This window comes from Paraburkholderia phymatum STM815 (assembly GCF_000020045.1).
Lineage (GTDB): Bacteria > Pseudomonadota > Gammaproteobacteria > Burkholderiales > Burkholderiaceae > Paraburkholderia > Paraburkholderia phymatum.
Genome location: NC_010622.1, coordinates 3,334,028 through 3,360,435 on the forward strand (window position 1 = coordinate 3,334,028; position 26,408 = coordinate 3,360,435).

The following is a 26,408-nucleotide window of genomic DNA, read 5'->3' on the forward strand; positions in this document are numbered from 1 at the left end:
CGCTCAGCCGAGCGCCGCGACCAGTTCGGTCAGCATGTCGGGGTCGAGCGGCTTTTCGATCCACCCGGTTGCGCCTGCGTCGCGCGCCGCCGCCTTGAACGGCTCGCCGGATTCGGTCGTGAGAACCAGGATCGGCGTGTCGCGGTACGAAGGGTTGCCGCGCAGCGCGGCGATCAGATCGAGGCCGGAACGGCCCGGCATGTGCTGGTCTGTCAGCACGAGGTCGAATGGCATCGCGAGGGCGTTTTCGAGCCCTTCGTTGCCGTCGGCCGCCAGCGTCACCTGATAGCCGGCACCCGTCAGCGTCGCGGCGAGGATTTGCCGCATCGCTGCCGAATCGTCGATTGCCAGAATGTGCCTGATCATTCAATCCTCACTGCGCTCACGATGGATCGCGGTTGCGCCTGCTTGCGCGCGTCCGCCATCCGCTGTCTGTCATTGCGTCGCCGTGGCAGGCGCCGCGCTCTTGTCAGCCGCGCCCTGTGCGGCTGCCGCCGCTTCGACGGTAGCCGCCTTGCTCTTCTCCATCGCGTGCGGCGCTTTGGCCCGCGGCGATTGAGGCTGCGCGGCGGGTGGCGACACCGGCTGGGTAATCTTCTGCAGCAGCGGCTTGTTGGCGCCCGCTGCGTCGTTCGACAACGTGGTCGAACTGGTGTCGTCCTGCATCAACGCGTCTTCCGAGCGCTTGTTCAACACGATGATGCTGATGCGCCGGTTTTCCGGGTCGAGCGGATCGGCCTTGTTCAGGTTCTGCGTCGACGCGAGACCCAGCACGCGCAGCACCTTCGCTTCGTCCATGCCGCCCGCGATCAGCTCGCGGCGCGACGCGTTTGCACGGTCGGCCGACAGCTCCCAGTTGCTGTAGCCTTTCTCGCCGCCTGCGTAAGGCACGGCGTCCGTGTGGCCCTGCACGACGATGCGGTTGGGCACATCGTTCAGCGTGTTGCCGATCGCCTGCAGGATGTCGTGCATGTACGGCTGCACGATCGCCTGTGCGGTCGCGAACATCGGGCGCTTCTGCGTATCGACGATCTCGATGCGCAGCCCCTGCAGCGTCGAGTCGATGCGGATCTGCTGCTTGAACTGGCGCAGCACCGGGTTCGCCTCGATCGCGGCCATCAGCTTGACCTGCAGGTCGTGCAGGCGCACCTGCTCGCGGCGTTCGACGGCGCCCTGCAACTGCTGCAGCGCCTGGTCGTCGGCGCGGGCAGCCGTGTGCTCGGCGCGGTTCGTCGAGCCGTCCGTCTGATGCGTGATGCCGTCCTTGTCGGTCGAGATGTCGCGGCCGCCGCCCGGAATCTGGCTCGAATCGACGGCGCTGCGGTCGCCGCCCCACAGCGTGATCTTCAACGGCTGGTTGAAGTAGTCGGCGATGCCCTTCAGCTGAACGGTCGAGGCCGAGCTGAGCAGCCACATCAGCAGGAAGAACGCCATCATCGCCGTCATGAAGTCCGCGTACGCGAGCTTCCAGGCGCCACCGTGGTGGCCGCCTTTCTTCGGCGCGGCGCGCTTGACAACGATTGCGCGGTCTTTGTCCTTGCTCATCGCCCGCGTCCCTTATTTGGCCTTCACGCGGCGCACGTGCTCTTCCAGCTCTGCGAACGACGGACGTTCGGTCGAGAACAGCACCTTGCGGCCGAATTCGACGGCGATGGCGGGCGCGTAGCCGTTCAGGCTTGCGAGAATCGTCACCTTGATGCACTGGAACATCTTGGTCGATTCCGTGACGCGCTGTTCAGCGACGCTCGCGAGTGGTCCGATCAGACCGTAGGAAAGCAGAATGCCGAGGAAGGTGCCGACCAGCGCCTGCGCGATCATTTCACCGAGCACGGCGGGCGGCTTGTCGGCCGACGCCATCGTGTGCACGACGCCCATCACGGCCGCGACGATACCGAATGCGGGCATCGCGTCGCCGACCTTCATCAGCGCGTGTGCGGGCGCTTCGCCTTCGGCGTGATGCGTTTCGATCTCTTCGTCCATCAAGCTTTCGATCTCAAACGCATTCATGTTGCCGCCGACCATCAGGCGCAGATAGTCCGTCAGGAATTCGACGATGTGATGGTCCGCGAGAATCTTCGGGTATTGCGTGAAGATCGGGCTCTTTTGCGGGTCGTCGATATCCGCTTCGAGCGTGAGCGTGCCCTCCTTGCGCGCCTTCGCCAGCAGAACGTAGAGGAGCGCCATCAGCTCCATGTAGACGTCCTTGTTGTATTTGGCGCCTTTGAACAGCGTCGGAATCACGCGCAGCGTAGCCTTGATCGTCTTCATCCCGTTGCCGAGAATGAATGCGCCGACGCCCGCTCCTGCGATCATCAGCACTTCGACGGGCTGCATGAGCGCGCCCAGGTGGCCGCCCTCCAGCGCATAGCCGCCGAAGACGGACAACAGCGTAACGAGTGTTCCCACGAAAATCAGCACTGCCGAGCCCTCACGAAAAGCGACGGGAGACCGTCGTTATTCAGGTTTACGGCAAGCAGTCGGAAAACTTTGGCGGAATGAGAGCCCGATGAGGGCGGTGTTAACCAGAGTGGACCGGCGCAAGCGGCGAAGCCCGCGGAGCCCGGCTACGGGCGACGCGTCAGACGGATGTGACAGCACCGTCGGATAAGGCCTCCAGCGCGTCGTCGAGCGGCGCGCCGAAAGGCACCTTCGGCTCGTCGCAGCGGGCGTCGACGGCTTTCCGGGTCTTACCTGCGCGCGACGGCGGTGCACACAATCCGCATACGAAGTTGTGCTGCGGATCGTGCGCATGTGCGACGAAATGTCCGCGGCAGCGCGTGCATGCCGTCATCTGCAGCATGCCGGAGTCGAAGAAACGCACCAGCGTCCATGCGCGCGTCAGGCTCAGCGCTGGCTCGTCATGGTGCATTCCCACGTGTTCGAGATACAGGCGGTACGACTTGACGATCGACTGGATCGTCTCGCAGCGGCCCAGTCCCGACATGAACCGGTAGATGTTGTAGAACAGCGACGAGTGAATGTTCGGCTGCCACGTCATGAACCAGTCGGTCGAAAACGGCAGCATGCCCTTGGGCGGCGACACGCCCTTGACTTCCTTGTACAGCTTGATCAGCCGGTCGCGCGACAGCGTCGTCTCCGCTTCGAGCAGTTGCAGACGTGCGCCGAGTTCGATCAGTTCAATGGCCAGGGTGATTTCCCTGACTTCGAGCACCACGCTTTTTTGTGCCATCCGCCTCGCTTCCCGCGTCCGTTGCCGTTCGCGCCGCGCGGGCGAGAAACGGTAAAAGCGCCGTCGCCGGCGCGCGTAGGGTGGCTTGGTCCGGGCGCGGAAGCGCCCGTCGTCGGCCTTCGGCAGGTATCAGCCGATCTGCTCGACAGGCTGGCCCGCCATCAGAATGGCCGAGTGCGCCTGCGCGACGGCTGTCGGTTTGCCCTTGTCGGCCAGCGACGAGAGGATCTGATGATCGTCGAAACGGAAGCGGCACAGCACCTGGTTCGATGCGGCCAGCTTGACTGTCTGCGCGAGCGACAGGTTGGAGAGCACGTCGGCAAGCTGCTCCGAAATGCCCATGCGGAACATGCCCATTGGCTTGTCTTCACGCAGAAGGCGCTGCGCGAGTAGCAAATAGGACAGGTTCACTTCCCTAATTTCATTGAGCATGTCACTTTGGGTGCTCATTGAATTCCCCCGATTTGAATCTGGCTGGTCAGGCCGTCGTAAAACGTTTGCTCGATCGCGTTTAAAAAAACCACGAACGGCACGCTTATGGTCAGCGTGCATTTTCCCGGAAGGGGCAGTCGACGAAAATCGGACAATCACCCCAACTGGTTGACGGAAGAATCCAGGATTTCTGTAGGAGTTTTTCCTACAAATTTTCGCGACGAGGGAGTTTGACGGACGTTGATGCGCCGAGAGCGCCGACCGGTTACATGCGATAGCACGCATGCAAGGTTTGGGAAGCGGATTATGCGCCCATATTCAGGCTGGAACCAAGCGAAATTCACATCGATCGTTCGGCAGCGCACCATTGGTCGGACGAAACAGCATCGCAACATGCTGCGCCGAACGGCCGAAAGGGCGGTGGATGTTGCCTGGATGACCGTCGCCTCGGGCATTCCCGCAGCATCCGGACACTAATTACGCATCATGTTTCGCGCTGTAACAACATTAAGTCTTTGAAAAATAGCTCGAATTGCTGCGCCCGATCCCGATAATGACACCTAGGGATAACCCCATCGGGCTTCCTGCAGCGGGCGGCGGCACACCGCGCCCAACCGTCCGACAAGCTTCCGCCTTTTGCCACACGCCAGGCAGCGCCGCGCGAAGCCCCTTTGCATAGGAGATCACGCATGCGAATCGCACAAATCGCACCGTTGTACGAAGCTGTCCCACCGAAACTCTATGGCGGCACAGAACGCGTCGTGTCATATCTGACCGAGGCGCTGGTCGATCTGGGGCACGATGTGACGCTCTTCGCGAGCGGCGATTCGGTGACGTCCGCGAAACTCGAAGCCGCGTGGCCGCGTGCGCTGCGTCTGGATCCGACGATCCGCGACGCGCTCGCGCCGCACATGCTGCTGCTCGAGCGGGTGCGAAAGATGGCCCACGAATTCGACGTGCTGCACTTTCACCTTGACTATCTGCCATTCCCGCTGTTCTCGACGCTGGATACGCCGTACGTGACAACGCTGCACGGCCGCCTGGATCTGCCCGAACTGCAGCCGGTGTTCGACACGTTCGAAAATGCGCCCGTGATCTCGATTTCGGATTCACAACGGCTGCCGCTGCAGCAGGCCAACTGGCTCAACACCATCTATCACGGCCTGCCGGACGAGCTGTTGACGCCGCAAGCCGGCAAGAAGCCTGAATATCTGGCGTTTCTCGGCCGTATCTGTCCCGAAAAGCGCGTCGATACCGCCATCAAGATCGCCGCGCAAAGCGGTTTGCCGCTGAAGATCGCCGCCAAAGTGGACAAGGTCGACCAGGAGTACTTCAGAACGGAAATCGAGCCGCTGCTGTCGCAGGCGCACGTCGAGTTCATCGGCGAGATCAACGAAGCGCAGAAGCCGGAATTCTTGTCAGGTGCGAAGGCACTGCTGTTCCCGATCGACTGGTCGGAGCCGTTCGGCCTCGTAATGATCGAATCGATGGCGTGTGGCACGCCCGTGATCGCGTTCAACCGCGGTTCGGTGCCGGAAGTGATCGACCAGGGCGTGACGGGTTTCATCTGTGAAGACGTGCAGGGCGCCGTGGCGGCGCTGCAGCGTATCGACGAACTGTCGCGCACGGAAATCCGCGCGCAATTCGAGCGCCGCTTCAGCTCGAAGATCATGGCGCAGAACTATGTGGACAGCTACACCGCGCTGCTCGAAGCGACGCGCCGTCCCATGCTCCGCCGCGTGGCGGTGGGCTGATAACGCTCAGCCGCGCCCGCGCATCCAACCGACGCGCGATTTGTTCATGTAAATCGTTTGCGCGGGCATCAACGTGTGGTTTTCGGATCGCTTGCACTAAAAAGCCGCCTCCCCGGGCGGCTTTTCTTTTCCGTCGTTCAAGACGCGATGTGCAATGGAAGCGCTTTCTTCATTGCGCGGTCAATGCGCTTTATTGAATGAAGCTGTCCGCATGCTTCAGAGCGGACCGCGCATTAGCCAAATCAGAAAGTGGCGAATTCAGCTAGAACACCTTCAACTGGCTTTCGCCGCCTGTCCTAATTACGCCTGGCCAATCAGAAAGCGCTCGCGGTTCTTGCCTGCAATCCACTTAGGCGGCTTTCCCCGGCCGCTCCATGTGCTGCCCGACTTCGGATCCTGATACTTCGCCGGCAGCGGCGCCTTCTTCGGAGGGCGGCCGCGGCGTGCCGCCTCGGCGAAACCGAGATCATGCGCACTGAGTCCGTATTCGGCTATTTTCTGGCGGATTTCCGCAATTACATTGCCGACTTCATTGCGGCGCGCTTCCGCCGCTTCCGCTTCAAGGCGCGCAATCTGCGCCTTCAGATCTGCGTATTGTGACATTTGGGCTCCCCTCTTTTTCTAAAAGTGGTTAGCACGGAGATTAGCCGCTGCCAGCGAAATTCGCAATGGCGGGTAATACCGCGCAATGGAAAGTTTCGTCTGAGTATTTATAAAAGATCGCTGAATCATTCAAACGACTGGTTGTTTAACACGAAATAATTCCGCGTTCGTGAATGACAATTCTTGACAGTGCATTTGTGCAACGTTGCTTAAAATTTTTGCTCGCAAGTGCCGGGCAGCGGCGCATGCGCTCTCGTCCTTGAATCCCTGCACTTATTAGGATTACACAATGAACCTCTTCAAGCGCCTCGCGGCGGAGCTGTTCGGCACTTTTTGGCTCGTTCTCGGAGGTTGCGGCAGCGCCGTGCTCGCGGCAAATTTCGCCGGCCCGGTTCATGGGCTCGGCATCGGATTCGTGGGCGTGTCGCTCGCGTTCGGCCTGACTGTCCTGACCATGGCTTATGCAATCGGACATATTTCTGGTTGTCATCTGAATCCGGCCGTCAGCGTCGGGTTGACCGTCGCGGGCCGCTTCCCGGCGCGTGACCTAACGCCGTACGTCGTCGCGCAGGTGCTGGGCGCCGTGCTTGGCGCGTATGTGCTGTCCGTGATTGCTTCGGGCAATCCGGATTTCCATCTGGTTGCAAGCGGCTTCGCGAGCAACGGCTACGGCGACCGCTCGCCGGGCCACTATGCGTTGCCTGCCGCGTTTGTGTGCGAAACGGTGATGACGGCTTTCTTCCTGTTCGTCATTCTCGGTGCCACCGACAAGCGCGCGCCTGTCGGCTTCGCGCCCATCGCGATCGGCCTGTGCCTTACCTTGATCCACCTGATCTCGATTCCCGTCACCAATACGTCGGTGAATCCGGCGCGCTCGACGGGTCCGGCGCTGTTCGTCGGCGGTGCGGCTGTCGATCAGTTGTGGCTATTCTGGGTCGCACCTATTCTCGGCGCCGTGATCGCCGGCGTGGTGTATCCGCTGCTTGCCGGCGGCGCGCAGCACGCCGTGGAAGCCGAGCGCGAGCGTGTGACGGCGTAATTAGCCGCTATCCAGTCTGCGTGAAAACGGGGCGCTTCGGCGCCCCGTTTGCTTGTATGTCCAAATGTAAGGCTGGTTCAGGATGGCGTTCGCCGTCTTTATGAATGTCTTTCAGCTTTCCGAGCGGCGGGTCCGTAGCGGCCGATGTAGCATGGCGCGTTTCCCGCACGGGAACGCGCCTTTCTATTGGATCGAGGTAGTTACGCCGTCAACTCGTCGTCGAGCGAAAACAGCTTGCGCAAATGATGGGCGACGCCCGCTTCGAAATTGTTGCCGATGCGGGGCACGTGCGGCAGCCGTTTCATCAGATCGGGATTGGCGTTGTTCATCATGAACGGATGGCCCGCCGTTTCCAGCATGTCGATGTCGTTCATGTTGTCGCCAAACGCGACACACTTTCCAGCCGGCACGTTCAACCGGTCGAGCACGAACTGCAGCGCACGGCCTTTCGATACGTTGGCCGACATCACCTCCAGACAGTCCGGCAACGAGTACGTAACGTAGAGCGCCTCGCCGAACGTCCGCTGCAAATTGGTCGCCACGACAGCGAGATCCTCGGGATCGCCGATGTACAGCGCCTTGGCGATGTCCGCACCATCGTGCTTCAGCAGATCCGTCACGTTGTAGGTGAAACCCGAGTCCCGGTGATAGCGCAGCAACTCCGGCGCGTCCCGATCGATCAGCCATTCGCGATCGGCGAACAGATTGACGATCACGCGCCCGTGCTCGCCCACCAGCTCCTGCTTCACCAGCTCCTTGACCATGTCCGCCTGGAGGTCGTCGGCGAAGATCATTTCGTCGTCGGGCGAGTGGACGCGCGCGCCGTTCGATGTGATCAGATAGGGCCGGATACCCAGTACGTCGCGAATTCCCGCGACGTCGCAATAGTGGCGCCCCGTCGCGATCACGATGTGTATGCCTTGCGCTTCAAGCGCCCGCACCGTGCTGATCGTGAAAGGGTCCACCTGATGGTTGCTGTTCAGCAGGGTTCCGTCCAGATCGCTGGCGATGACTTTATACATGGGAGGCGGCCTGCGGCGTCGGAAAGCTTCCATTTTATCGCCTTCGAGCCTGGCGCCTGGCGTTTTCCTCCCGCTGCCGGTGCCTCCAACGCGCGCCGCCCGTCATGCGCCTCCGAGTCGGGCGGCCTCCCGCTGTGCCAATTTCAGCGCACCATGCGCGGAGTCCGAAAGCGGCGCACGCAGTCGCTCTCGATAGGGTGCTGGCACATATTCGCTCAGCGGCTTGCCAAGCCCGCCGCACAGCGCGACGGGCAAGCTTCCCGAAGGGTCGAGCGCGGCGATCATCTTGCCGATTTCGTGACCGGCGTCATGCAGCAAGCGCGCAGCAAACGGATGCTCCGGATGCGCGATGACAACGGGCGCAATGCTCGCATAGGCTGTCTGATTGGCGTCGCACAGCCAGACCACAAGCCCCTCGCGATCCGTCACGCCGACGTGCTCAATCAGCGCCTGCGAGAATTCGTCGGCGGGAACGCGGCCGTCGAGCGCCTGTTGCGCGTGAACGATCGCACGCAGACCGAGCCACGCACCGCTGGCTTCGTCGGCGGACGGATAGCCGTAGCCGCTCACGGTGCGGCACTCGCCGTCGCGATCCAGCACCGCCGCCACGCTGCCCGTTCCCAGCGCGACGATCACGCCCGGCTCGCCGCCGTGGGCGCCGAGCAGCGTCGAATAGGCGTCGTGTTCGATCGAAAGCCCGGCGAGCGTCGGCGCCTTCGCGCGAAACGCGGACAGCCAGTCCCGGTTGTTGACGCCAGCCAGCCCGCAGCCGAAGACGAAACGCGACCAGTCGACTGTTACGCCGGCGAGCACGCACGCTTGGGTACTGGCCGCGAGGATCGATTCCCACGCGCGCTCGACGCCGAGCCCCAAGCCCGACGGGCCCGCAGTACCCTGCGCGAGTTCCCGCCCTTGGGCGTCAGCCAGCACGACGCGCGTGCCGGTGCCGCCGCCGTCCACGCCGATCAGATAGAGGTCTTGAGTCATCGGTTCGCTCATTGATGTGTTAGCGCATAGCGTGGCAGGTCTCGCCGCCGGCGACAATTAGCCGATCGGCCAGGTTGCGGCTGCACCCCATTCCGCTAAGCTGGCGCGATCCGATCGACGGGCGATCGACCAACCATGCAGGAGCCTGAAAGTGGCTGAGCAGCGATGCAACTGGGCGACGAGCGAAGCGCTCGCACACTATCACGACACCGAGTGGGGTGTCCCTTCGCGCGACGACCGGCATCTGTTCGAGATGCTCGTGCTCGAAGGCGCGCAGGCAGGGCTGTCGTGGTCGACGATCCTGAACAAGCGCGCCGGCTATCGGCGTGCATTCTCGAATTTCGATATCGATAAGGTCGCCCGCTACTCCGCGCAAAAGATCGACGCGCTCGTGCTCGATGAGGGTATCGTGCGCCATCGCGGCAAGATTGAGTCGACGGTTCTCAATGCGAAAGCGGTCAGGCAGATTCAGGCGGAGCACGGTTCGCTAGCGGATTTCGTATGGTCATTCGTCGATAACGTGCCCATCCAGAATACGTGGACGAGCTACCAGCACGCGCCCGCATCGACGGAAGTGTCGGACATGCTCAGCAAGGCGCTCAAAGGTTATGGCTGCAAATTTGTGGGCACAACGATCTGCTACGCCTTCATGCAGGCAGTCGGCATGGTCAACGACCACCAGACCGATTGCGCCTGCTATTCGCGCTGCGCGTCGCTCGGTGAGAAGCGGCGCAAGAAGACGAAGTGATGCGTCGCGGGCCATATGCCGACCGCGATCCGCTGGTGCGCCGTTGCAACACGTGATGTCTCGGCGCGCCAGCTCGAAGGGGTGCGAGAGCTCGCCCGGGGCCACCGGCAAGGCCGCCTCTGCGAAGGCGCTTTGCATGCCGAGACGGAGGTGGCCCGCCCCATAGCCCGCCATCCGTCGCGCGAACTGAGCGCTAGCCAACACAACGGCTGGCCCTTTTGGGCCTTTCGCTCGTTATAACTGATGTATGCGATGTCGTTCGACGCGCCTCCGGTCGGGGAAGTCAGCCGCGCGTCGAGGCCATTGCTGGTGCACGGTGAGTCATCCGCAACCGCGAATTGAACCGTAATCGATGTTCTAGTCGCGGCTCCGGCCAAGGGTCCGTCACAAGATACTGTCGCCCCTTGCATCATAAACGAATGACCGCTGCGCAAAAGCGCGGGGGAGACCAGCATGAAGAACCATAGCTTCCTGACGCATCAGCAAAGTTACGGCCGGGCAGTCGATCATCTGTTCGGCCAGGGCCGTGCAGCGCCGCTGCCGCGTGGTGGGGGCGCCTACCGCGGCTATTGTGGCGGTTGCCCGGTCGGTAGCTTTATCCATCCGCGCGACTACATGACCGCGATGGAAGGCATTCCCGTACGATTCATCGGCAAAGCGCCGGCTGAGATGCCGACGTACATGGACGTCGGCGCTGCCGCACTGAAGAGGGCGTTGCTGCGCTCCAATCTGAACATCTACGACCAGGCCACCGTCGATCTGCTCAGTTGCCTGCAAAACGTTCACGACGTTTTCGGCACATGGGAATGGCGCGACCGTCTGCGCTCAATCGCCCTTCAGTTCGCACTTTCGAACGAGCGGCTCCGGACCGTCGCCTGAGTTCTCGCTCTCCCAGACCAGCCGAGCGGAGTTCTCCGCGGGTTTCAACGTTCCAAAGTTCCAAACGAAAAACGGCGGTGTGGCTTCTTTCGAAGCTCACACCGCCGTTGGCGTGCTTTCGCGTGGAAGCGTGCTTAGTGCAGCTTCTTAGGCAGCATCTGGCTGCGCAGGCGCTTGTGCAGGCGCTTCACCGCAGCTGCCTTCTTGCGCTTACGAGCCGTCGTCGGCTTTTCGTACGCCTGGCGTTCACGCAGTTCTGCGATCAGGCCATTCTTTTCGATTGCGCGGCGGAAGCGGCGGATTGCCACTTCGAACGGCTCATTTTCCTTCAGAAGAATCGTCGTCATGTAATTCCTAAAAACGCTTGATACGGTTAATGGCGTGGCGGTCAGCCCACTCACGCGCCGGCCCTCCGGTCGTTCCAGATCTGGCAAAGCACTACTGAAACGAGAGGCGATGCGGCCACGGAGGCCGGAAAAGAGAGGTGGGAGTTCACCGCGAAACGCGGGCAGCGCACGTTGCAGCGCCGCGCCTAGCTAGCGTTTCGCCACCAGTAACCCATGACGAAACGAGCAAAGATCTCAATTCACTCCCGATCATATCAGGAAAACAGCCCTCCGACCAGCTTTTTGACGTTTACGATCAGGCACTTGCGTCGTTCAGCATGCGCAGATCGGCGTCCGTGAGCGTCAGGTGCACAGCGGCGACGAGACTTTCCAGCTGTTGGACGGATGTCGCGCTGGCAATTGGCGCTGTAATACTGGGCCGCGCGATCAGCCACGCGAGCGCCACGGAAGCCGGTGTGCTGCCATGCGCACCCGCCACGTGATCCAGCGCCTCGAGGATCGCGAAGCCGCGTTCGTTGAGATACCCCTCGACCTTACGGCCGCGCGCGCTCCTCGACAGATCGTCGCGCGAACGGTATTTACCCGACAGGAAGCCGCTCGCCAAGCTGTAGTAGCAGACCACGCCGAGCCGCTCGGCGAGCGCGACCGGTTCGAGATCGGTTTCATAGCCGGCGCGGTCGTACAGGTTGTATTCCGGCTGGATCACCTGATATTGCGGCAAGCCGTTGTCGCGCGCGATCTGCAGGGCTTCCTGAAGCCGCGGGCCGCCGTAGTTCGACGCGCCGATCACCCGCACCTTGCCCGCTTCGACCAACTGCTGGTATGCGCCGAGCGTTTCCGCGAGCGGCGTCTCCGTGTCGTCGATATGCGAGAAATACACGTCGATGTAGTCCGTCTGCAGGCGCCGCAGCGAATCCTCGACCGCTGCGCGAATATTGCCTGCCGACAGCCCCTTGCGGCTTCCCAGCATGCCGACCTTGGTCGACAGCACGATTCTGTCGCGCTTGCCTGACTTCGCGAACCACTTTCCGATGATCGACTCGGATTCACCACCGTGATTGCCGGGCACCCATGCCGAATAGACGTCGGCCGTATCGATGAAATTCAGGCCCGCGTCGACGAAGGCGTCGAGGATCGAAAACGAAGTCGCTTCGTCGGCCGTCCAGCCGAATACATTGCCGCCAAACATCAGCGGCACGACCTGCAATGACGACGTGCCGAGCTTGCGTTTCTGCATGACATCTCCATGAGCGAGGAAAGCGGTTCATCAAGCATACGCGCTGTTCGCGACTGTGATCGACACCCCGCCCGCACCATACGCCCCCAAATTTCGCGAGGGCGCCCCTAAAGTTTTCTTCCGACCACGCCGTCAACCAGGACAGGCGGCGGCGCAATGCATTCAGTCAAGCGCGACGCCGAGCCAAAACAGCCTCCACTCGAGGCGTTTTACAAACGAGGACGCAAAATGCTGAATATCAACACCAACATCGCTTCGCTGACCGCGCAGAACAACCTGTCGGGTTCGCAAAGCGCACTGTCGCAGGCGATCAACCGCCTGTCGTCGGGCAAGCGTGTGAACACCGCTGCCGACGACGCGGCAGGTCTCGCGATTTCGACGACGCAAACGGCGTCGATCAACGCGCTGACGCAAGGTGCTGCCAACGCCAACAACGGCATCTCGATGGTGCAAACCACGAACGGCGCGCTGCAATCGATCGTCGACAACCTGCAACGTATCCGCCAGCTGGCAGTGGAAGCAGGCGACGGCTCGCTCGACTCGAACGCACTGGCTAACCTCCAGTCGGAAGTGTCGACCCGTCTGACGGAAATCACGCGCGTTGCGCAACAAACGACGTTCAACGGCCAGGCCGTCCTGAACGGCATCGGTTCGGTCAACTTCCAGATCGGCGCGTTCAACGGCCAGCAGATCACGGCCAACTTCGGTTCGCAAAAGTGGGACTCGGGCAGCCTCGGCGTGAGCGGCGTGTCGGTTTCGACGGCTTCGGGCGCTCAGGCAGCAATGAGCACGATCGACACGGTTCTGACGAGCGTGAACACGTTCCAGGCAACGCTGGGTGCAACGCAGAACACGTTCCAGGCTGCCATCTCGACGACGCAAACGCAAGCAACGAACATGAGCGCAGCACGTTCGCAAATCACCGACGCAGACTTCGCGACGGAAACGGCGAACCTGTCGAAGGCTCAGGTTCTGCAACAAGCCGGTATCTCGGTTCTGGCGCAAGCGAACTCGATGCCGCAGCAAGTTCTGAAGCTTCTCCAGTAAGCGTGACGACAGGCGGCGCGCGGTATGGCGCCGCACACTGAAGCCGCGGCTCGAGCCCGGCTCAGGACACGATAAAAACAGCTGGATCGCATGGTTGGGAGGCTCGCCTCCCATCATGCATTTGAACGCCGAGAACCCAATGCAGTCCGTTTCGCCCATCGGAGCACCCGCATGACCACCACGTCGACTTCGAACTCTTCAACTGACGTTACTGCCCTGCTACAGCAGGCAGCGCAGTCCATCATCAGCGGCTCGACCAAGTCGACCCTCGATGTGAATTCACTGGTGTCGGCGCTCGTGACGGCGAAAACCGCGGCTCAATCCTCGGCAATCACGACCAAACAGACTTCGGACAACGCCGAGCTCTCCGCAATCGGCAAGCTCAAATCGGCGCTCTCGTCGCTGCAGACGGCACTGAGCGGTCTGTCCGACGGCACGTCGCTCAACCAGCTCGCAGTCGCGGTCAGCGGCACGGGCGTAACGGCAACGACGACAACCGGCAAGGGCGCGGTGGCAGGCAACTACACGTTGCAAGTCACCAATGTCGCGACCGCCAACAAGATTTCCTCGCAGGCCTACGCCTCGGGCGCGAGCCTCGGCAGCGGCACGCTGACGGTGGGTGTCGGCAGCAATTCCATGCAGATCAACGTGTCGTCGTCGGATACGCTGGCGACCATCGCCAGCGCGATCAATACGGCGAACAACAATCCGGGCGTATCGGCTGCCGTCATTACGGCGGCCGACGGCCAGCATCTGGTCCTGACCTCGACCCAAACGGGCGCCGCCAACACCGTATCGATATCGGCGGGCGCGGGCCTCGATGCCGGCCTCAACACGGGCAGCTTCACGCAGGTCACGGCGGGCAAGGATGCGAATTTTTCGATCGACGGCAACGCTATCACGAGCGCGACGAACGTCATCACGTCTGCGCTGACAGGCGTGAACATCGACATCTCGGGCGCGACCGCGAACAGCACGCAGACCATCTCCATCACGAACGACACGTCCGCCTCCGAAAAGGCGATCAACAGCTTCGTCACCGCGTACAACAACTACATCACGACGGCCACCGGGCTGACGTGGGACTCGACCCAGGCGACGGGCTCGCAAGCCGGCCCGCTGCTCGGCGATGCAATGACGAACACGATCACGAACGGCCTCGGCAGCCTGGTCGGCGGTGGCATTACCGTCGGCGGCAAGACGATCAGCCTGTCGTCGATCGGCATCAACCTGCAGCACGACGGCACGTTGTCCGTCGATTCGACGACGCTGGAGAACGCGCTGTCGAGCAACAGCTCGACCGTCGCGGCCGTGTTCAACACGACGAACGGCATCGGCACGACGCTGAACAACTTCATCAATACGTACACGCAGACGAGCGGCACGATCGACCAGCGCACGCAAGCACTGAACACCGACCTCAGCAATCTTTCGGATCAGGCGACGCAGCTCACGAACTATCAGAGCACGCTGACCGACCAGTACAACGCGCAGTTCTCGGCGCTGAACACGCTGATGACGACGATGCAGAACAACACGGCCTATCTGAACCAGCTGTTCGGCGGCGGTGGCCTGACGGGCTCGCTGAACGCCAAGTAACGCGGATACGCCGCCAACCGGACCTGAAGATGAACGATTCGCTGACCCGCGCACTGGACCTGACCCGCGCTCTCGAAGACGCGGTTTCGCAACAAGACTGGCCGCGCGCGTCGGCGATCGTCGAAGAACGCTCGCCGCTGCTGATGTCGCTGGGCCCGCAGCAGACCCCTGACGCACTGGAGAAGATCCGCGCGATCCAGCAGATCGACGCCGGCATCACCGTGCAGGCGCGCGCCGGCATGGACCGCCTGAGCGAGCGGCATGGCGATGCCCTTCGGCGCATCAAGTCGGTGAGTCTGTATCACACGACAGGCATGCTCTGAGGCACCCTTCTGAAGAACGCCGCGCGACGTAGTCAAGAAGAACTGCGCGGATTGACAAAGCTGCAGCGATGCAGCTTTTTTTTTCGCCCGTGGATCTCAATGAGGTCTGCGCAGCGAGGTCCGCGATTGCGCCTCACGGCCGCGCAATCGCCGTTTCAAGGCGCTGCGCGTTCAGGCAGAGTCTCGCTCGTACACGCGCCACATGCCGTCGAGCGCATCTTCGAAGTTGCGCGCGAAGCGTTGCGCGTCACACATCGGCGAGGCCAGAACATGTTCGCGCAAACCGGCGCGCAGCGTGGCCAGCGCGTCGCGGTCGGCGGCCAGTGCGCGCGCAATCGCGATGTAGCCCTGCGCATCGCCGGTGACCCAGTCGCCGAAGCCGGCCGACTGCAGCACGCTTTCGCAGATGTGACCGAGAAAGCGGTCGCCCTTCATCGCGACGACGGGCACCCCCATCCACAGTGCTTCCGCCGTCGTCGTACCGCCCGGATACGGGAACGGACTGAGCACGATATCGACGCGATGATACGTCTTGAAGTACTCGTCGCGCTTCGATCCGCCTTCGAGCAGAAGCCGTTCCGCGTCGAGGCCGCGCCCGGCGAAGCGCCGACGCGTCGCGTCGACGGCATGCTTGCGGTCGAGCTCATGCGCCTTGATGAGAAGGCGAGAACCGGGCACTTCGCGCAGCACGCGCGCCCACAGATCGAGCACGTCGTCCGTCACTTTCGCGAGCTTGCCGAGATAGCCGAAGGTGACGAAGCCATTCGCCAGCATCGGCAGCGCACCTACGGCAACATCGTGCGCGGGCGGCGTCATGCACAGGTATCCGTCCGGCAGATGCCACGGCTTTTCGATGAAATGATGTGCTTCTTCGGGCGGCAACACATAGCGGTCGCCGAGCACATAGTCGATCTGCTCGATGCCCGTCGATGCAAAGAACCCCAGCCACGTCACCTGCACGGGCGCCGGTTTCATCGCGAACACGGCGAGCCGGTTGAAGGCCGTGTGACCCGACATGTCGAGCAGAATGTCGATACGATCGTCGAAGATCCGCTTGGCGGCGGCCTCGCGTGAGAGCTTCGAAAGCTGCGTCCATTCACCGAAAAGCGGCTTGAGACGCTGCGTCGTGTCGTCTTCGACGTCGTTGGTCTGATAGGCGATCAGCTCGACACGCGACGGATCGATATGACGCAACACGCTTTCGGTGAAGATGCCGACGGGATGTGTGCGCAAATCGCCCGAGACAAAGCCCACGCGCAGCGGCCGCGAGCCGCGCGGCATGCGCGTGTGCGTGAACGGCGTGACGTTCGCGGCCATGCGCTTGCCGAAGTAGACGGCATCGGCCAGATAATCTTCGACCGGTCGCCGCGACATGCTTGCCTCACAAAACAGCAATGCCGTGTGCGCGACGTCGGCATCGGGCGACCGCTCGATCGCGCTCCGATAGCTGTTCGCGGCGGCCTCCAGTTCGCCCAGCGAGCGCAGGACGTCGCCGAGATTGATGTGCATCCGCGAGGAACCGTCCTTGAGTTCAAGCGCCTTGCGCGCGTAATGCAGTGCTTGCGCGGGACGCTCCGTCTTCAGATACGCGACGGCGAGATTGTGATGAACTTCGGCATCGTCGTCGGCAAGCTCGACGGATCGCAAATAGCTGTCGATCGCCTCGTCGTAGCGATACAGGCCGTACCACGCATTGCCGAGCGTCGCATAACCCTCGGCGAGCGTCAGGCGCGGTTCGGTCGAACGGACTTGCGCAAACGGCGCCGCCGCGCCGCCCCGGTACGAGTCGATGATCGCCTGCGCAAGCTGCAACGCCCGCGAGTAATGGGTGCGCGCCTCTTCCAGTCTGCCCATGTCGCGCAGCGTATTGGCCAGGTTGTTGTGCACGCCCGGCCTGTTGGGATCGAGTTCGACCGCCCTCTGCAGACTCGCCGCAGCCTCGTCGAGTTCGCCGCGCGCAAGCAGCAGCGTGCCCAGACTGTTGTGCATCAACGCGCGGTTCGCGTCGAGGGCGATCGCGCTGCGATAACTGTCGATTGCCTCGTCGTACTTGCCCTGCTCCATCAGCGCGTTGCCGAGATTGTTGTGCGCGTCCGCGTAGTTCTGCCTGAACGAAATCGCCTTGCGATACGCAAGCGCGGCATTATCCAGCTCGCCGAGATCTTTTAACGCGTTGCCGAGATTGTTGTATGCCTCCGCAAAACCGGGCCGCAATTCGATGGCGTGCGCGCAGCTTCGCATCGCCGCGTCCGGCTGACGGTCTTCGCGCAGTGCATTGCCCAGATTGTTGTGCGCTTCCGCGTAGCCCGGATCGAGCGTGACGGCCTCGCGATAACCGTCGATCGCCTGCTTTAGTTGCCCGTGCTCGCGCAGCGCGTTGCCGAGGTTGTTGTGATAGATCGCGTTGGGCAGAATCGCGATCGACTGGCGCATCAGCGTAATGCCCGCGTCGTACTGTTGAATCTGGCAGGCGAGCAGCCCGAGAAAATGCAACGCATCGGAATGCCGGGGATTGGCGCGCAGGATCTCGTCGTAGATCGCCTTGGCTTCGGCGAGCCGGCCGGCCTGGTGGTGCGCGAGCGCGGTATTGAGAAGATTTGCGTGATCCACTGTGATCCTTTGTGTCGTCGGAAGTGCGGCTCGCATGCCCGCTTCGCCTCAAGCAGCGCGCGAAACGTATTGCGCCCACATGCCTTCGAATGCTGCTTTCAGATTGGTCGCGAAGCGCCGTGCATCGCACAGCGGCGACGCCAGCGTCTGCGCACGCAAACGCGCGCGCAGGACGGCGAGGCGCTCCCGCTGCGCGGCCCACGCGCTCGCGAGTGCGATGTATTCGTCTTCGTCGCGTGCGATCCATTCGCCGAGTCCTGCCGCGTTCAGCACGCTCTCGCAGATATGCGTGACGAAGCGATCGCCTTGAAGCGCAACGACGGGCGTGCCCATCCACAGCGCTTCCGCCGTCGTCGTGCCGCCCGGATATGGAAACGGGCTCAGCATGATGTCGACACGGTTATATGCTTTGAGATATTCGTGACGCGGCGAGCCGCCTTCGAGAATGAGGCGCAATGCGTCGATGCCTTGCGCGGCGAATTGTTCAGCCGCCGAACGCCGGGCGTGCGCGGCGCCGAGTTCGTGCGATTTCATCATCAGCTTCGCGCCCGGCACCGCACGCAACAGACGCGACCAGGCGGCGATCACGTTGGGCGTGATCTTCACGAGCTTGCCGAAATAGCCGAACGTGACATGGCCGCTGAGCGTCATCGGCAACGGGCCGACGGCCACATCGACGTTCGGCGGCGTGAAGCACAGGTAGCTGTCGGGCAGACGCCAGGTCTTCTCCACATAGTGCGATTCTTCAGCGACGGGCAGCACATGTGGATCGCCGAGCACGTAGTCGATTTCGTTCAACCCCGTCGTGCCGAAATAGCCGAGCCAGCTGACCTGCACGGGCGCAGGTTTCCACGCGAACACGGGCAGGCGGTTGTGCACGGTATGGCCCGACAGATCGACGAGTATGTCGATGCCATCGTCGCGAATCATCTGCACGGCCTGTTCGTCGCGCACGTTCACGAGGCTGCGCCACGCAGTAAAGCGCTGTTTCAGGCGGGCGGTGATGTCGTCTTCGCTTGCGCGCGTCGAGTAGGCGATCAGATCGAAGCTCCCGTCCGCGAAATGCTCCATCACCGATTCGATGAAAATGCCCACGGGATGCAGTTGCAGATCGCCGGACACGAAACCGATGCGCAGCTTTCTGCCGTCGTCTTGCGGCGCCGGATGCTCGCAGCGGCGCGCACGCGCGGCCATGCGCGCGCCGAATTCACGCGCGGCGACGAGCGTGACGGCGGGCGGCGTCGGCGCGTGCGTCGCGAGATCGAACAGCAGGCGGTTGTGCGCGAGTTCCATTTCGCCGTCGAGCGCGATGCCGCGCCGATAGCTCGCAATTGCGCCGTCCGCGTCGCCGAGCACGCTCAGCACGTCGCCGAGATTCACGTGCGGTACGGCCGAATGCGGTTCGAGCGAAACGGCCTTTTGCGCGCTCTCGAGCGCTTCGTCTGCGCGGCGCTGTTTGAGGAGCGCAACGGCGAGCCGATGGTGCGCAGGCGCATCGCGGGGTGCCAGTTCGGTGGCCGTCCGATAGCAAAGGATCGCGGCGTCGAGCTTGTCTGCGTGCTGATACGCGTCGCCCAGTTCCACATAACCCGCAGCGTCGTTGGGCGCGAGTTCGACCGCGCTCGTCAGCGCGTGCGCCGCTTCGTCCCAGCGCTGGCGGCCAAGCAGCCATTGCGCGAGCAAGCGATGACGCGCGGCATCGGCGGGATCGCGTCGCGTCGCCTGTTGCAACGTGTCGATCGCGGCGTCGATTTCACCGCGCGCGTGCAGCAGCTTCGCGAGACTGTCGTAGCTGTCGGCACGATCCGGATCGAGCGCGAGCGCGCGGCGAAACGCGGCAATCGATGCGTCCGCGTCGCCACGCCCGGCCTCGGCGCGTGCGAGATTGCCGAACGCGTCCGCATAGTCCGGACGGAACGACACGGCCTTCTGATACGCCAGCACCGCGTTGCCGAGATCGCCGAGATCCTTCAGTGCATTGCCGAGGTTGTTGTACGCCTCCGCGTAACCTGGCCGCAGTTCGATCGCCGTGGCGCAACTCATCATCGCGGCGTTGGCGTCGCCTGCTTCCCGCAGTGCATTGCCGAGATTGTTGTGCGCCTCGGCGTAATCGGGACGCAGATTCACCGCCTGCCGATAGCCTTCGATCGCTTCGCCAAGCTGACGACGTCCGAGCAGCACGTTGCCCAGATTGTTGTAGTAGACGGCATTCGGATTCGCCGCAATCGATGCGCGCATCAACGCGATGCCCGCGTCCGCGCGATCCGTCTGGCACGCGAGCAAGCCGGAGAAATGCAGCGCGTCGGATTGCGCCGGCTCGGTCTGCAGAATGGCGTCGTAGAGCGCCTGCGCGTCGGCGAGGCGCCCTGCCTGATGATGCGTCAGCGCGGCGTTCAGAAGGGTCGGAATGTCGTGCATGGTCAAACGTCCCGGCCCGTTCAATAGGGATGCGACTGCGCGAAGAAGTCGACGAGGCCGCCGTCGTGCTCGATCATCACGCGCTTCGTGGCGATGCCTTCGCGCGTCATCTCGGCGATGATGTCCCGCGCGCGCCATTGCGTCGGAATCACGATCACGTCGACGTCGGTCTGCTTCAGCACGTCGCGGAATTCGATCCGCTGGCCCGTGCCCGGCACGAAGGTGCCGACCTTGCCCGGGTCCGAATCGACGACGAGCGGAAAGCGCTCGGCATCCGCGCCGAAATGATGGATGAACGCGGCCGCCTTGCCCGTGCCGCCCCAAATGGCGACGCGCTGACCCGAAGCGCTCAGTTGCGACAGTTGCTGCGCGATCGTCGCGCGGCTTTCGACCGTGCGGGCCGCGAACCGCGCGGCGGCTTCAGCACGCGAGCGCGCATGCGCGGGCACCGCGAGCTTCACCAATGCATGGACGACCTCACCGTCGTAGCCGTGATCGAGCGTGACGACTTCGCCTGCGCGCGACATCAGCGCGCGGAATGATTCCGTCGTGAAGTGCGACACATGTTCGTAGAAGAAATCGGCGAGACGATGCGTGTCGAACACGCGGTCGATACACGGCACTTCCGCGAACAGCCAGCAGTCCTTGTCCGCCGACATCGCGCCCCATGCGAGCGCCTGGAGCAGGCGCGCCGGCTCCGTCAGATGTTCGAGCACATGGCGAATCACGACCGCATCCGGCTGGAACGCACGCATGTCGGCGAGCGGCTCGAACAGGCGCGGATGAAACTCGACGCCGAGGCCCGTCTCCGGCGTCGCGTTAGGATCGAAACCGATGAAGCGCCCACCCGGACGAGCCTGCGCGAGGCCTCGCAAGAAATGCCCTTCACCGCAGCCGATTTCGACGACATTCGGCGCATCGGGCAAGCGCGACAATACGAGGTCGCGGGTCTGCGCGAGATGCCCCTTCCAGATGCTGCCGTTGTTGAACATCCGGTTCGGATTGCTTTGATACGGAATCGCGTCGTATTCGAAGCGGTGATTCCACACGTGCGTGCACGACGGGCACTGCACGAAATCCTGCGCGTGACGGGGCAGCGATTGAGCAGCGTGCGCCGAACCGGGCCACGCGAGCGTCGCCAGCGTCTGCTCGCCCGCCGGGAAAAAGCGCGCGGCTACCGAGTTCGAGCAAACGGGACAAGCCGCTTCAATCAGATCGCAAGTCATTGGTTCACTACCTTTTTGAAGTACGCGATGGTCTCCTTGAGACCGTCTTCGAGCGCCACGCCCGGTTGCCAGTCGAGATGCTCGCGGGCCTTCGCGATGTCGGGGCGACGCTGCACGGGATCGTCGGGCGGCAGCGGTCGGTACTGGATGCGCGAGCGCGAGCCCGTGAGACGCAACACCATCTCCGCGAGCTCGCGGATCGTGATCTCGCCCGGATTGCCGATGTTGAACGGCCCCGGCTCACCTTCGTGATTCATCAGGCGCATTAGCCCTTCGACGAGATCGTCGACATAGCAGAACGAACGCGTCTGGCTGCCGTCGCCGTACAGCGTGATCGGTTCGCCGTGCAGCGCCTGCATGATGAAGTTCGACACCACGCGGCCATCGTCGGGACGCATACGCGGACCGTACGTGTTGAAGATTCGCGCGATGCGAATGTCGACGCCGTGCTGACGGTGATAATCGAAGAACAGCGTTTCCGCGCAGCGCTTGCCTTCGTCGTAACAGGCGCGCGGCCCGTTCGGGTTCACATTGCCCCAGTATGTCTCGCGCTGCGGATGCTGCTGCGCGTCGCCGTAGACTTCGCTCGTCGACGCCTGCAGAATGCGCGCGCCGCAGCGCTTCGCAAGCCCGAGCATGTTGATTGCGCCGAGCACGGCCGTCTTCACGGTCGACACGGGATCGCTCTGGTAATGCACAGGGCTCGCGGGACATGCCATGTTGAACACGCGGTCCGCTTCGACGTACAGCGGCAGCCACACGTCATGGCGTATCACCTCGAAATTCACCTTGCCGATCAGGTGGTGAATGGTCTGCTTGCTGCCCGTATGGAAGTTGTCCACGCACATCACGTCGTGACCGGCCGCAACCAGCCGGTCGCACAGATGCGAGCCGAGAAACCCCGCGCCGCCCGTGATCAGGACCGACTGTGCGTTCACTGCGCCGCCTCCGCGACCTGCGCGACGCGTTGTTCCCACATGCCGTGCAGCGCCGCTTCGAAGTTGCGCGCGAAGCGTGCGGCGTCGCACAGCGGCGAGGCGAGCAACTGCGCGCGCAAACCGCTGCGCAGCGCCGACAGACCCTCGCGGTCTGCTGCGAATGCGACGGCTTTCTCCACATAGTCGGCGTCGTCGGCTGCGATCCAGCCCGCGAGCCCGGCCGCGTGGCAGATCGTTTCCGCGATGTGCGTGACGAAGCGGTCGCCGTGTCGGCACAGTACGGGCACGCCCATCCAGAAGGCTTCCGCTGTGGTCGTGCCGCCGCCGTAGGGGAACGGGCTCAGCATCATGTCAACGCGACGATAGGCGGTGAAGTAATCACCGCGCGCCGAACGTCCTTCGACGATCAGGCGCGACGCCGGAATGCCGCGCGTCGCGAACCGGCGAACAAATGCGTCGCGTACGTGCGCGTCGTCGAACTGGCCGGACTTCAGGAACAGCATGGAGCTGGGCACTTTCTGCAGCAGCGTCGACCATACGCCAACCGCGTGATCCGTGACCTTCGTCACGTTGCCGAAATAGCCGAAGGTGACGTGGCCGTTCACGAGCATCGGCAGCGTGCCTGTTTCGACGGAATCGACGGGCGGCGTGAAGCACAGATAGCTGTCGGGCAGACGCCACGGCTTTTCGACGAAGTGCGCTTCTTCGGCTTCGGGCAGCACATGCGCATCGCCGAGGATGTAGTCGATCGCGCGCACGCCCGTGCTCGCGAAGTAGCCGGGCCAGCTGACCTGCACGGGCGCCGGCTTCCATGCAAAGAGAGGCAGTCGGTTGTGCGTACTGTGGCCCGATGCGTCGATCAGAACATCGATGGCGTCGCTGCGGATGCGCTGCGCGGCTGCTTCGTCAGCGACACCGGCGAGGCTCGTCCACGCCGAGAACGACGGTTTGATGCGCGCCGTAAGTTCGTCTTCGACATCGCGCGTCGGATAGGCGACCAGTTGCACCCGTGACGCATCGAGATTCGCGAGCACGCTTTCGATGAAATACCCGACGGGATGCTTCTTCAGATCGCCGGAGACGATGCCCACGCGCAACGGGCGGCCTTCGCGCGAGCCCGCATCGGCGAGCCACGTTTGGAACGGCATCGCACGCGCCGCCATTGCGTCGCCGAATTTCAGCGCTTCGTCCAGATACGCTTGCGGCGTCGTCTGCTGCTGATAGTTCAGCGCAAACAGCAGATTGCTGCGCGGCTCCGCGAGATCGGGGCGCAGCGCGATGGCGTAGCGCCATGCCTCGATGGCGGCCTCGAGTTCATCGAGTTCCATCAGCGTGTTCGCGAGGTTGTTGTACGCGCGCGCGTGATCCGGCTTCAGGTTGATCGCCTGGCAGAAAGACTGCACCGCCGCGTGATGATCCTTCACCGCGCGCAGCGCATTGCCGAGGTTGTTGTGCGCGTCGACGTAGTCGGGCTGCATCGCGATCGCCTGGCGGAAGCACTCCGCTGCGGCGGCAGGCCGTTTGTACGCCTGCATCACGTTGCCCAGGTTGTAGTAGTACAACGCGTTCGGATTGCGCGTGATGGCCGCCATGATCAGATCGCACGCTGTCTGGTACTGGCCGAACTCGTACGCGATCAGGCCAAGCAGATGTATCGCGTCCGCGTGATTCGGATCGGCCGCGAGAATCTGGCGGTACAGCGTTTCCGCTTCGTCGAAGCGCTCCGCCTCGTGATGCGCGACGGCCGCTTGCAGCATCGACGCGATGCGTTCCTGCGCAGCCGCGTCGGGCGCCGCCTGTGCCGGTGCCGCGCCGAAGTTCGCGGGCGTCGGAATGCGCTGCCACGAGCCATTGTGGTTCTGATTGAAGTCTGTCATGCGAAATTGCGCTCCGCGGCGTGGCGGGCGTCCCCTGATGAATGTCGATGCGGTTGGGCGGGATGCCCGTCGTTTGCTTGATGGCATGCGACGCGGCGCGCCCACATGCCGTGAAATGCGTCCTCGAGATGGCGCGCGAAACGCGGCGCGTCGCACAGTGGCGAAGCCAGCAGGCGTTGGCGCAATGTGCGTCTGAGCGTCGCCAGTTCGTCGCGCTGCACGCCGACGCGAACGGCCTTGGCGATATAGTCCGCGTCGTCGCTCGCGATCCAGTCTGGCAGGCCCACCGTATCCACGATGCTTTCGCCGACATGCGACAGAAAGCGTTCGCCACGCCGCGTCAGCACGGGCACGCCCATCCACAACGCTTCGATGCTCGTCGTGCCGCCCGCGTATGGGAATGGGTCGAGCGCGATGTCGACGCGGTTGTACGCCGCGAGCAGTTCTGCACGCGGCGACTGGCCTTCGAGCATCAGACGCGCGCCGTCGATGCCGTGCGCGGCGAAGCGCGCGAGGGTGGCGTGCTGCACGGCCGGGTCGTCGAGTTGCCGCGTTTTCAGCAGCAGACGCGAACCCGGCATGGCGTCGAGCACGCGCGCCCACAGCGCGACGACGGCCTCGTTGAGCTTTACCAGATGGTTGAAGCAGCCGAACGTGATCGCGCCGTTCGCACTCGCGGGCAATGGGCCGACCTCGATATCGAACGGCGGCGGGGTAAAGCACAGATAGCTGTCGGGCAAGTGCCACGGCGCTTCGACGAATTGCGACGCTTCGTCCAACGGCAGCACGTGGCGGTCCGCAATCACGTAATCGATCGCGGCAAGACCCGTCGTCGCGAAGTAGCCGAGCCACGTCGCCTGCACGGGTGCGGGCTTCCACGCAAACACGGACAAGCGGTTGTGATTCGTGTGACCCGACAGGTCCACGAGAATATCGATCCCGTCGTCGCGGATGCGGCGCGCGCAGGCTGCGTCGTCGAGGCGCGAGATGTCGTGCCACGCGCTGAACTGCGGCATCAGACGCTGCGACACCGCGTCTTCGCGTTTGCGCGTCGCGTAGGCGACCAGTTCGATGCGCGTGCGGTCCAGATGGCCGAGCACGCTTTCGAGGAAAAAGCCGACGGGATGCGAGTTGAGATCGCCGGACACGAAGCCGACGCGCAGACGCCTGCCTGCGTCGTTCGCGTTTGCACTGTGCTGGAATGGCTGCGCCTTAGCGGACTGGTGTTCGCCGAATGCACGCGCTTCATCGAACTGCTCGCGCAACGCGACGTCGAGCCGCGAGTTGAGCAGCAGCAGCAGGTTGCTGTGCGCCTGCGCGAAACCGGGATCGAGCGCGACGGCCTGCCGGTAGCACGCTGTCGCCTGATCGAGCTGGCCCTGATCGCGCAGCACATTGCCGAGATTGTTGTGCAGCGACGCGCGGTGCGGTTCGAGCGCGAGCGCGCGGCGATACGACTCGGCCGCGCCCGCTGCGCGGCCGTACTTCTCCAGAATGTTGCCGACGTTGTTATGCGCGTTCGCATCGTTGGGCTGGAGCGCGAGCGCCTTCATGTAGCTGTCCAGCGCGCCCTCGTCGCTGCCGAGTTCCAGCAACGCGTTGCCGAGATGGGTCCAAGCTTGCGGGAGATCCGGCTTGAGACGCGTGGCCACCGTGCAGCTGTCGATCGCCGCCGCCGGATCGCCCGCTTCGCGCAGCGTGTGGCCGAGGTTGCTGTGCGCTTGCGCGTAATCGGGCGCGAGCGAAAGCGCCGCGCGATACGCAGCGATCGCGCCCTGAAGGTCGCGCGCGCGGCCGCGCATGTTGCCGAGGTTGTTCAGATAGATCGCGTTCGGATGCAGCTGGATCGATTTTTCGATCAGGTCGATGCCCGCTGGCAGATTACCGACGTCGCAAGCGAGCACGCCGAGAAAATGCATTGCATCCGGGTGCATCCCGTCGTGCTGGAGAATCTGTTTGTAGCATTCGGCGGCTTCGCCCGTGCGGCCCGCCTGGTGATGCGCGAAGGCAGCTTGCAACATGGCGGACGCATCGAAGTCCGGCAGCGGCGCGGGTGCGTGCGCGGTCGCGTCCATTGGGACGTCGCCGTTCGTGCGTGAGTCGTGATCGGGGGGCGCTTGCATCGGCAATCC

At 63.1% G+C, this 26,408-nt stretch carries 23 protein-coding genes; 7 read left to right on the plus strand and 16 right to left on the minus strand.

All coding sequences use genetic code 11. The annotated features are described in order from the left end of the window. Positions 1-3 precede the first annotated feature (3 nt). The 5 genes from BPHY_RS15155 to flhD form a co-directional block, all read right to left on the minus strand. Entirely contained in the window at positions 4-366 is a 363-nt protein-coding gene (locus BPHY_RS15155; RefSeq protein WP_012402324.1) for a response regulator, read from the minus strand. A gap of 69 nt (positions 367-435) precedes the next feature. Beyond that, positions 436-1,545, minus strand: a complete 1,110-nt coding sequence (motB, locus tag BPHY_RS15160) for a flagellar motor protein MotB (RefSeq protein ID WP_012402325.1) — start codon at positions 1,543-1,545, stop codon at positions 436-438. Positions 1,546-1,557: 12 nt separating this feature from the next. Beyond that, the gene (gene motA, locus BPHY_RS15165; protein ID WP_012402326.1) at positions 1,558-2,418 is read right to left on the minus strand and encodes a flagellar motor stator protein MotA; all 861 of its coding nucleotides are present in this window, start codon (positions 2,416-2,418) and stop codon (positions 1,558-1,560) included. A gap of 160 nt (positions 2,419-2,578) precedes the next feature. Continuing rightward, a complete protein-coding gene (flhC, locus tag BPHY_RS15170; protein ID WP_012402327.1) occupies positions 2,579-3,190 on the minus strand; it encodes a flagellar transcriptional regulator FlhC in 612 nt (203 codons plus the stop codon). Positions 3,191-3,319: 129 nt separating this feature from the next. Next, entirely contained in the window at positions 3,320-3,640 is a 321-nt protein-coding gene (flhD, locus tag BPHY_RS15175) for a flagellar transcriptional regulator FlhD (RefSeq protein ID WP_012402328.1), read from the minus strand. A 671-nt stretch (positions 3,641-4,311) separates the two neighbouring features. Here flhD and BPHY_RS15180 point away from each other — a divergent pair. Beyond that, a complete protein-coding gene (locus BPHY_RS15180; protein WP_012402329.1) occupies positions 4,312-5,376 on the plus strand; it encodes a glycosyltransferase family 4 protein in 1,065 nt (354 codons plus the stop codon). A 300-nt stretch (positions 5,377-5,676) separates the two neighbouring features. Here BPHY_RS15180 and BPHY_RS15185 read toward each other — a convergent pair whose 3' ends face one another. Further along, a complete protein-coding gene (locus tag BPHY_RS15185) occupies positions 5,677-5,979 on the minus strand; it encodes an H-NS histone family protein (RefSeq protein ID WP_012402330.1) in 303 nt (100 codons plus the stop codon). A gap of 289 nt (positions 5,980-6,268) precedes the next feature. On the opposite strand from BPHY_RS15185, the gene aqpZ reads away from it, so the two are divergent. After that, complete coding sequence (gene aqpZ, locus BPHY_RS15190; RefSeq protein WP_012402331.1) at positions 6,269-7,018, plus strand: aquaporin Z; 750 nt, start codon at positions 6,269-6,271, stop codon at positions 7,016-7,018. A 200-nt stretch (positions 7,019-7,218) separates the two neighbouring features. Here aqpZ and BPHY_RS15195 read toward each other — a convergent pair whose 3' ends face one another. Continuing rightward, entirely contained in the window at positions 7,219-8,040 is an 822-nt protein-coding gene (locus BPHY_RS15195) for a Cof-type HAD-IIB family hydrolase (RefSeq protein WP_012402332.1), read from the minus strand. A gap of 102 nt (positions 8,041-8,142) precedes the next feature. After that, positions 8,143-9,027: a BadF/BadG/BcrA/BcrD ATPase family protein gene (locus BPHY_RS15200; RefSeq protein WP_041764077.1), complete on the minus strand. Its 885-nt coding sequence runs from the start codon at positions 9,025-9,027 to the stop codon at positions 8,143-8,145. A 151-nt stretch (positions 9,028-9,178) separates the two neighbouring features. Between BPHY_RS15200 and BPHY_RS15205 the strand changes: the two genes are divergently transcribed. Both BPHY_RS15205 and BPHY_RS15210 read left to right on the plus strand, forming a co-directional pair. Next, positions 9,179-9,775 (plus strand): DNA-3-methyladenine glycosylase I, encoded by a 597-nt coding sequence (locus tag BPHY_RS15205; RefSeq protein WP_012402334.1) that lies wholly within the window; start codon positions 9,179-9,181, stop codon positions 9,773-9,775. Between the two features lie 453 nt (positions 9,776-10,228). Continuing rightward, a complete protein-coding gene (locus BPHY_RS15210) occupies positions 10,229-10,654 on the plus strand; it encodes a hypothetical protein (protein ID WP_012402335.1) in 426 nt (141 codons plus the stop codon). A gap of 134 nt (positions 10,655-10,788) precedes the next feature. On the opposite strand, the gene rpsU is transcribed toward BPHY_RS15210, so the two are convergent. Together rpsU and BPHY_RS15220 are read right to left on the minus strand one after the other, a co-directional pair. Then, positions 10,789-11,001 (minus strand): 30S ribosomal protein S21, encoded by a 213-nt coding sequence (gene rpsU / locus BPHY_RS15215; protein WP_007581560.1) that lies wholly within the window; start codon positions 10,999-11,001, stop codon positions 10,789-10,791. 295 nt (positions 11,002-11,296) lie between these two features. Continuing rightward, on the minus strand, positions 11,297-12,238 hold the full coding sequence (locus BPHY_RS15220; protein WP_012402336.1) for an aldo/keto reductase: 942 nt from the start codon (positions 12,236-12,238) through the stop codon (positions 11,297-11,299). Between the two features lie 228 nt (positions 12,239-12,466). On the opposite strand from BPHY_RS15220, the gene BPHY_RS15225 reads away from it, so the two are divergent. The 3 genes from BPHY_RS15225 to BPHY_RS15235 all read left to right on the plus strand — a co-directional run bounded on the left by BPHY_RS15225 (position 12,467) and on the right by BPHY_RS15235 (position 15,207). Then, a complete protein-coding gene (locus BPHY_RS15225; protein WP_012402337.1) occupies positions 12,467-13,285 on the plus strand; it encodes a flagellin domain-containing protein in 819 nt (272 codons plus the stop codon). A 171-nt stretch (positions 13,286-13,456) separates the two neighbouring features. Next, on the plus strand, positions 13,457-14,884 hold the full coding sequence (gene fliD / locus BPHY_RS15230) for a flagellar filament capping protein FliD (protein WP_012402338.1): 1,428 nt from the start codon (positions 13,457-13,459) through the stop codon (positions 14,882-14,884). A 29-nt stretch (positions 14,885-14,913) separates the two neighbouring features. Continuing rightward, positions 14,914-15,207: a flagellar protein FliT gene (locus tag BPHY_RS15235; RefSeq protein ID WP_012402339.1), complete on the plus strand. Its 294-nt coding sequence runs from the start codon at positions 14,914-14,916 to the stop codon at positions 15,205-15,207. 171 nt (positions 15,208-15,378) lie between these two features. On the opposite strand, the gene BPHY_RS15240 is transcribed toward BPHY_RS15235, so the two are convergent. The 6 genes from BPHY_RS15240 to BPHY_RS15265 are packed head-to-tail and all read right to left on the minus strand — an operon-like array spanning position 15,379 to position 26,399. Beyond that, entirely contained in the window at positions 15,379-17,853 is a 2,475-nt protein-coding gene (locus tag BPHY_RS15240) for a tetratricopeptide repeat protein (protein WP_012402340.1), read from the minus strand. 12 nt (positions 17,854-17,865) lie between these two features. Beyond that, complete coding sequence (locus BPHY_RS15245; RefSeq protein WP_012402341.1) at positions 17,866-20,235, minus strand: tetratricopeptide repeat protein; 2,370 nt, start codon at positions 20,233-20,235, stop codon at positions 17,866-17,868. A gap of 20 nt (positions 20,236-20,255) precedes the next feature. Then, positions 20,256-21,461, minus strand: a complete 1,206-nt coding sequence (locus BPHY_RS15250) for a class I SAM-dependent methyltransferase (protein WP_012402342.1) — start codon at positions 21,459-21,461, stop codon at positions 20,256-20,258. After that, positions 21,458-22,399 carry a UDP-glucuronic acid decarboxylase family protein gene (locus BPHY_RS15255; RefSeq protein WP_012402343.1) on the minus strand — a complete coding sequence of 314 codons (942 nt, stop codon included), beginning with the start codon at positions 22,397-22,399 and terminating at the stop codon, positions 21,458-21,460. Before BPHY_RS15255 ends, BPHY_RS15250 begins: the two co-directional genes overlap by 4 nt. Further along, positions 22,396-24,276 (minus strand): O-linked N-acetylglucosamine transferase, SPINDLY family protein, encoded by a 1,881-nt coding sequence (locus BPHY_RS15260; protein ID WP_012402344.1) that lies wholly within the window; start codon positions 24,274-24,276, stop codon positions 22,396-22,398. The genes BPHY_RS15255 and BPHY_RS15260 overlap by 4 nt, the downstream gene beginning before the upstream one ends. Next, entirely contained in the window at positions 24,273-26,399 is a 2,127-nt protein-coding gene (locus BPHY_RS15265) for an O-linked N-acetylglucosamine transferase, SPINDLY family protein (RefSeq protein ID WP_012402345.1), read from the minus strand. Before BPHY_RS15265 ends, BPHY_RS15260 begins: the two co-directional genes overlap by 4 nt. Between the last annotated feature and the right edge of the window lie 9 nt (positions 26,400-26,408).

What these genes read in the sequence shown, in the direction of transcription:
- BPHY_RS15155 (WP_012402324.1), bottom strand. Translation starts at nt 366, where the DNA reads ATGATCAGGCACATTCTGGCAATCGACGATTCGGCAGCGATGCGGCAA.
- motB (WP_012402325.1), bottom strand. Translation starts at nt 1,545, where the DNA reads ATGAGCAAGGACAAAGACCGCGCAATCGTTGTCAAGCGCGCCGCGCCG.
- flhC (WP_012402327.1), bottom strand. Translation starts at nt 3,190, where the DNA reads ATGGCACAAAAAAGCGTGGTGCTCGAAGTCAGGGAAATCACCCTGGCC.
- flhD (WP_012402328.1), bottom strand. Translation starts at nt 3,640, where the DNA reads ATGAGCACCCAAAGTGACATGCTCAATGAAATTAGGGAAGTGAACCTG.
- BPHY_RS15180 (WP_012402329.1), top strand. Translation starts at nt 4,312, where the DNA reads ATGCGAATCGCACAAATCGCACCGTTGTACGAAGCTGTCCCACCGAAA.
- BPHY_RS15185 (WP_012402330.1), bottom strand. Translation starts at nt 5,979, where the DNA reads ATGTCACAATACGCAGATCTGAAGGCGCAGATTGCGCGCCTTGAAGCG.
- aqpZ (WP_012402331.1), top strand. Translation starts at nt 6,269, where the DNA reads ATGAACCTCTTCAAGCGCCTCGCGGCGGAGCTGTTCGGCACTTTTTGG.
- BPHY_RS15195 (WP_012402332.1), bottom strand. Translation starts at nt 8,040, where the DNA reads ATGTATAAAGTCATCGCCAGCGATCTGGACGGAACCCTGCTGAACAGC.
- BPHY_RS15200 (WP_041764077.1), bottom strand. Translation starts at nt 9,027, where the DNA reads ATGACTCAAGACCTCTATCTGATCGGCGTGGACGGCGGCGGCACCGGC.
- BPHY_RS15210 (WP_012402335.1), top strand. Translation starts at nt 10,229, where the DNA reads ATGAAGAACCATAGCTTCCTGACGCATCAGCAAAGTTACGGCCGGGCA.
- rpsU (WP_007581560.1), bottom strand. Translation starts at nt 11,001, where the DNA reads ATGACGACGATTCTTCTGAAGGAAAATGAGCCGTTCGAAGTGGCAATC.
- BPHY_RS15220 (WP_012402336.1), bottom strand. Translation starts at nt 12,238, where the DNA reads ATGCAGAAACGCAAGCTCGGCACGTCGTCATTGCAGGTCGTGCCGCTG.
- BPHY_RS15225 (WP_012402337.1), top strand. Translation starts at nt 12,467, where the DNA reads ATGCTGAATATCAACACCAACATCGCTTCGCTGACCGCGCAGAACAAC.
- fliD (WP_012402338.1), top strand. Translation starts at nt 13,457, where the DNA reads ATGACCACCACGTCGACTTCGAACTCTTCAACTGACGTTACTGCCCTG.
- BPHY_RS15235 (WP_012402339.1), top strand. Translation starts at nt 14,914, where the DNA reads ATGAACGATTCGCTGACCCGCGCACTGGACCTGACCCGCGCTCTCGAA.
- BPHY_RS15240 (WP_012402340.1), bottom strand. Translation starts at nt 17,853, where the DNA reads ATGCGAGCCGCACTTCCGACGACACAAAGGATCACAGTGGATCACGCA.
- BPHY_RS15245 (WP_012402341.1), bottom strand. Translation starts at nt 20,235, where the DNA reads ATGCACGACATTCCGACCCTTCTGAACGCCGCGCTGACGCATCATCAG.
- BPHY_RS15250 (WP_012402342.1), bottom strand. Translation starts at nt 21,461, where the DNA reads ATGACTTGCGATCTGATTGAAGCGGCTTGTCCCGTTTGCTCGAACTCG.
- BPHY_RS15260 (WP_012402344.1), bottom strand. Translation starts at nt 24,276, where the DNA reads ATGACAGACTTCAATCAGAACCACAATGGCTCGTGGCAGCGCATTCCG.
- BPHY_RS15265 (WP_012402345.1), bottom strand. Translation starts at nt 26,399, where the DNA reads ATGCAAGCGCCCCCCGATCACGACTCACGCACGAACGGCGACGTCCCA.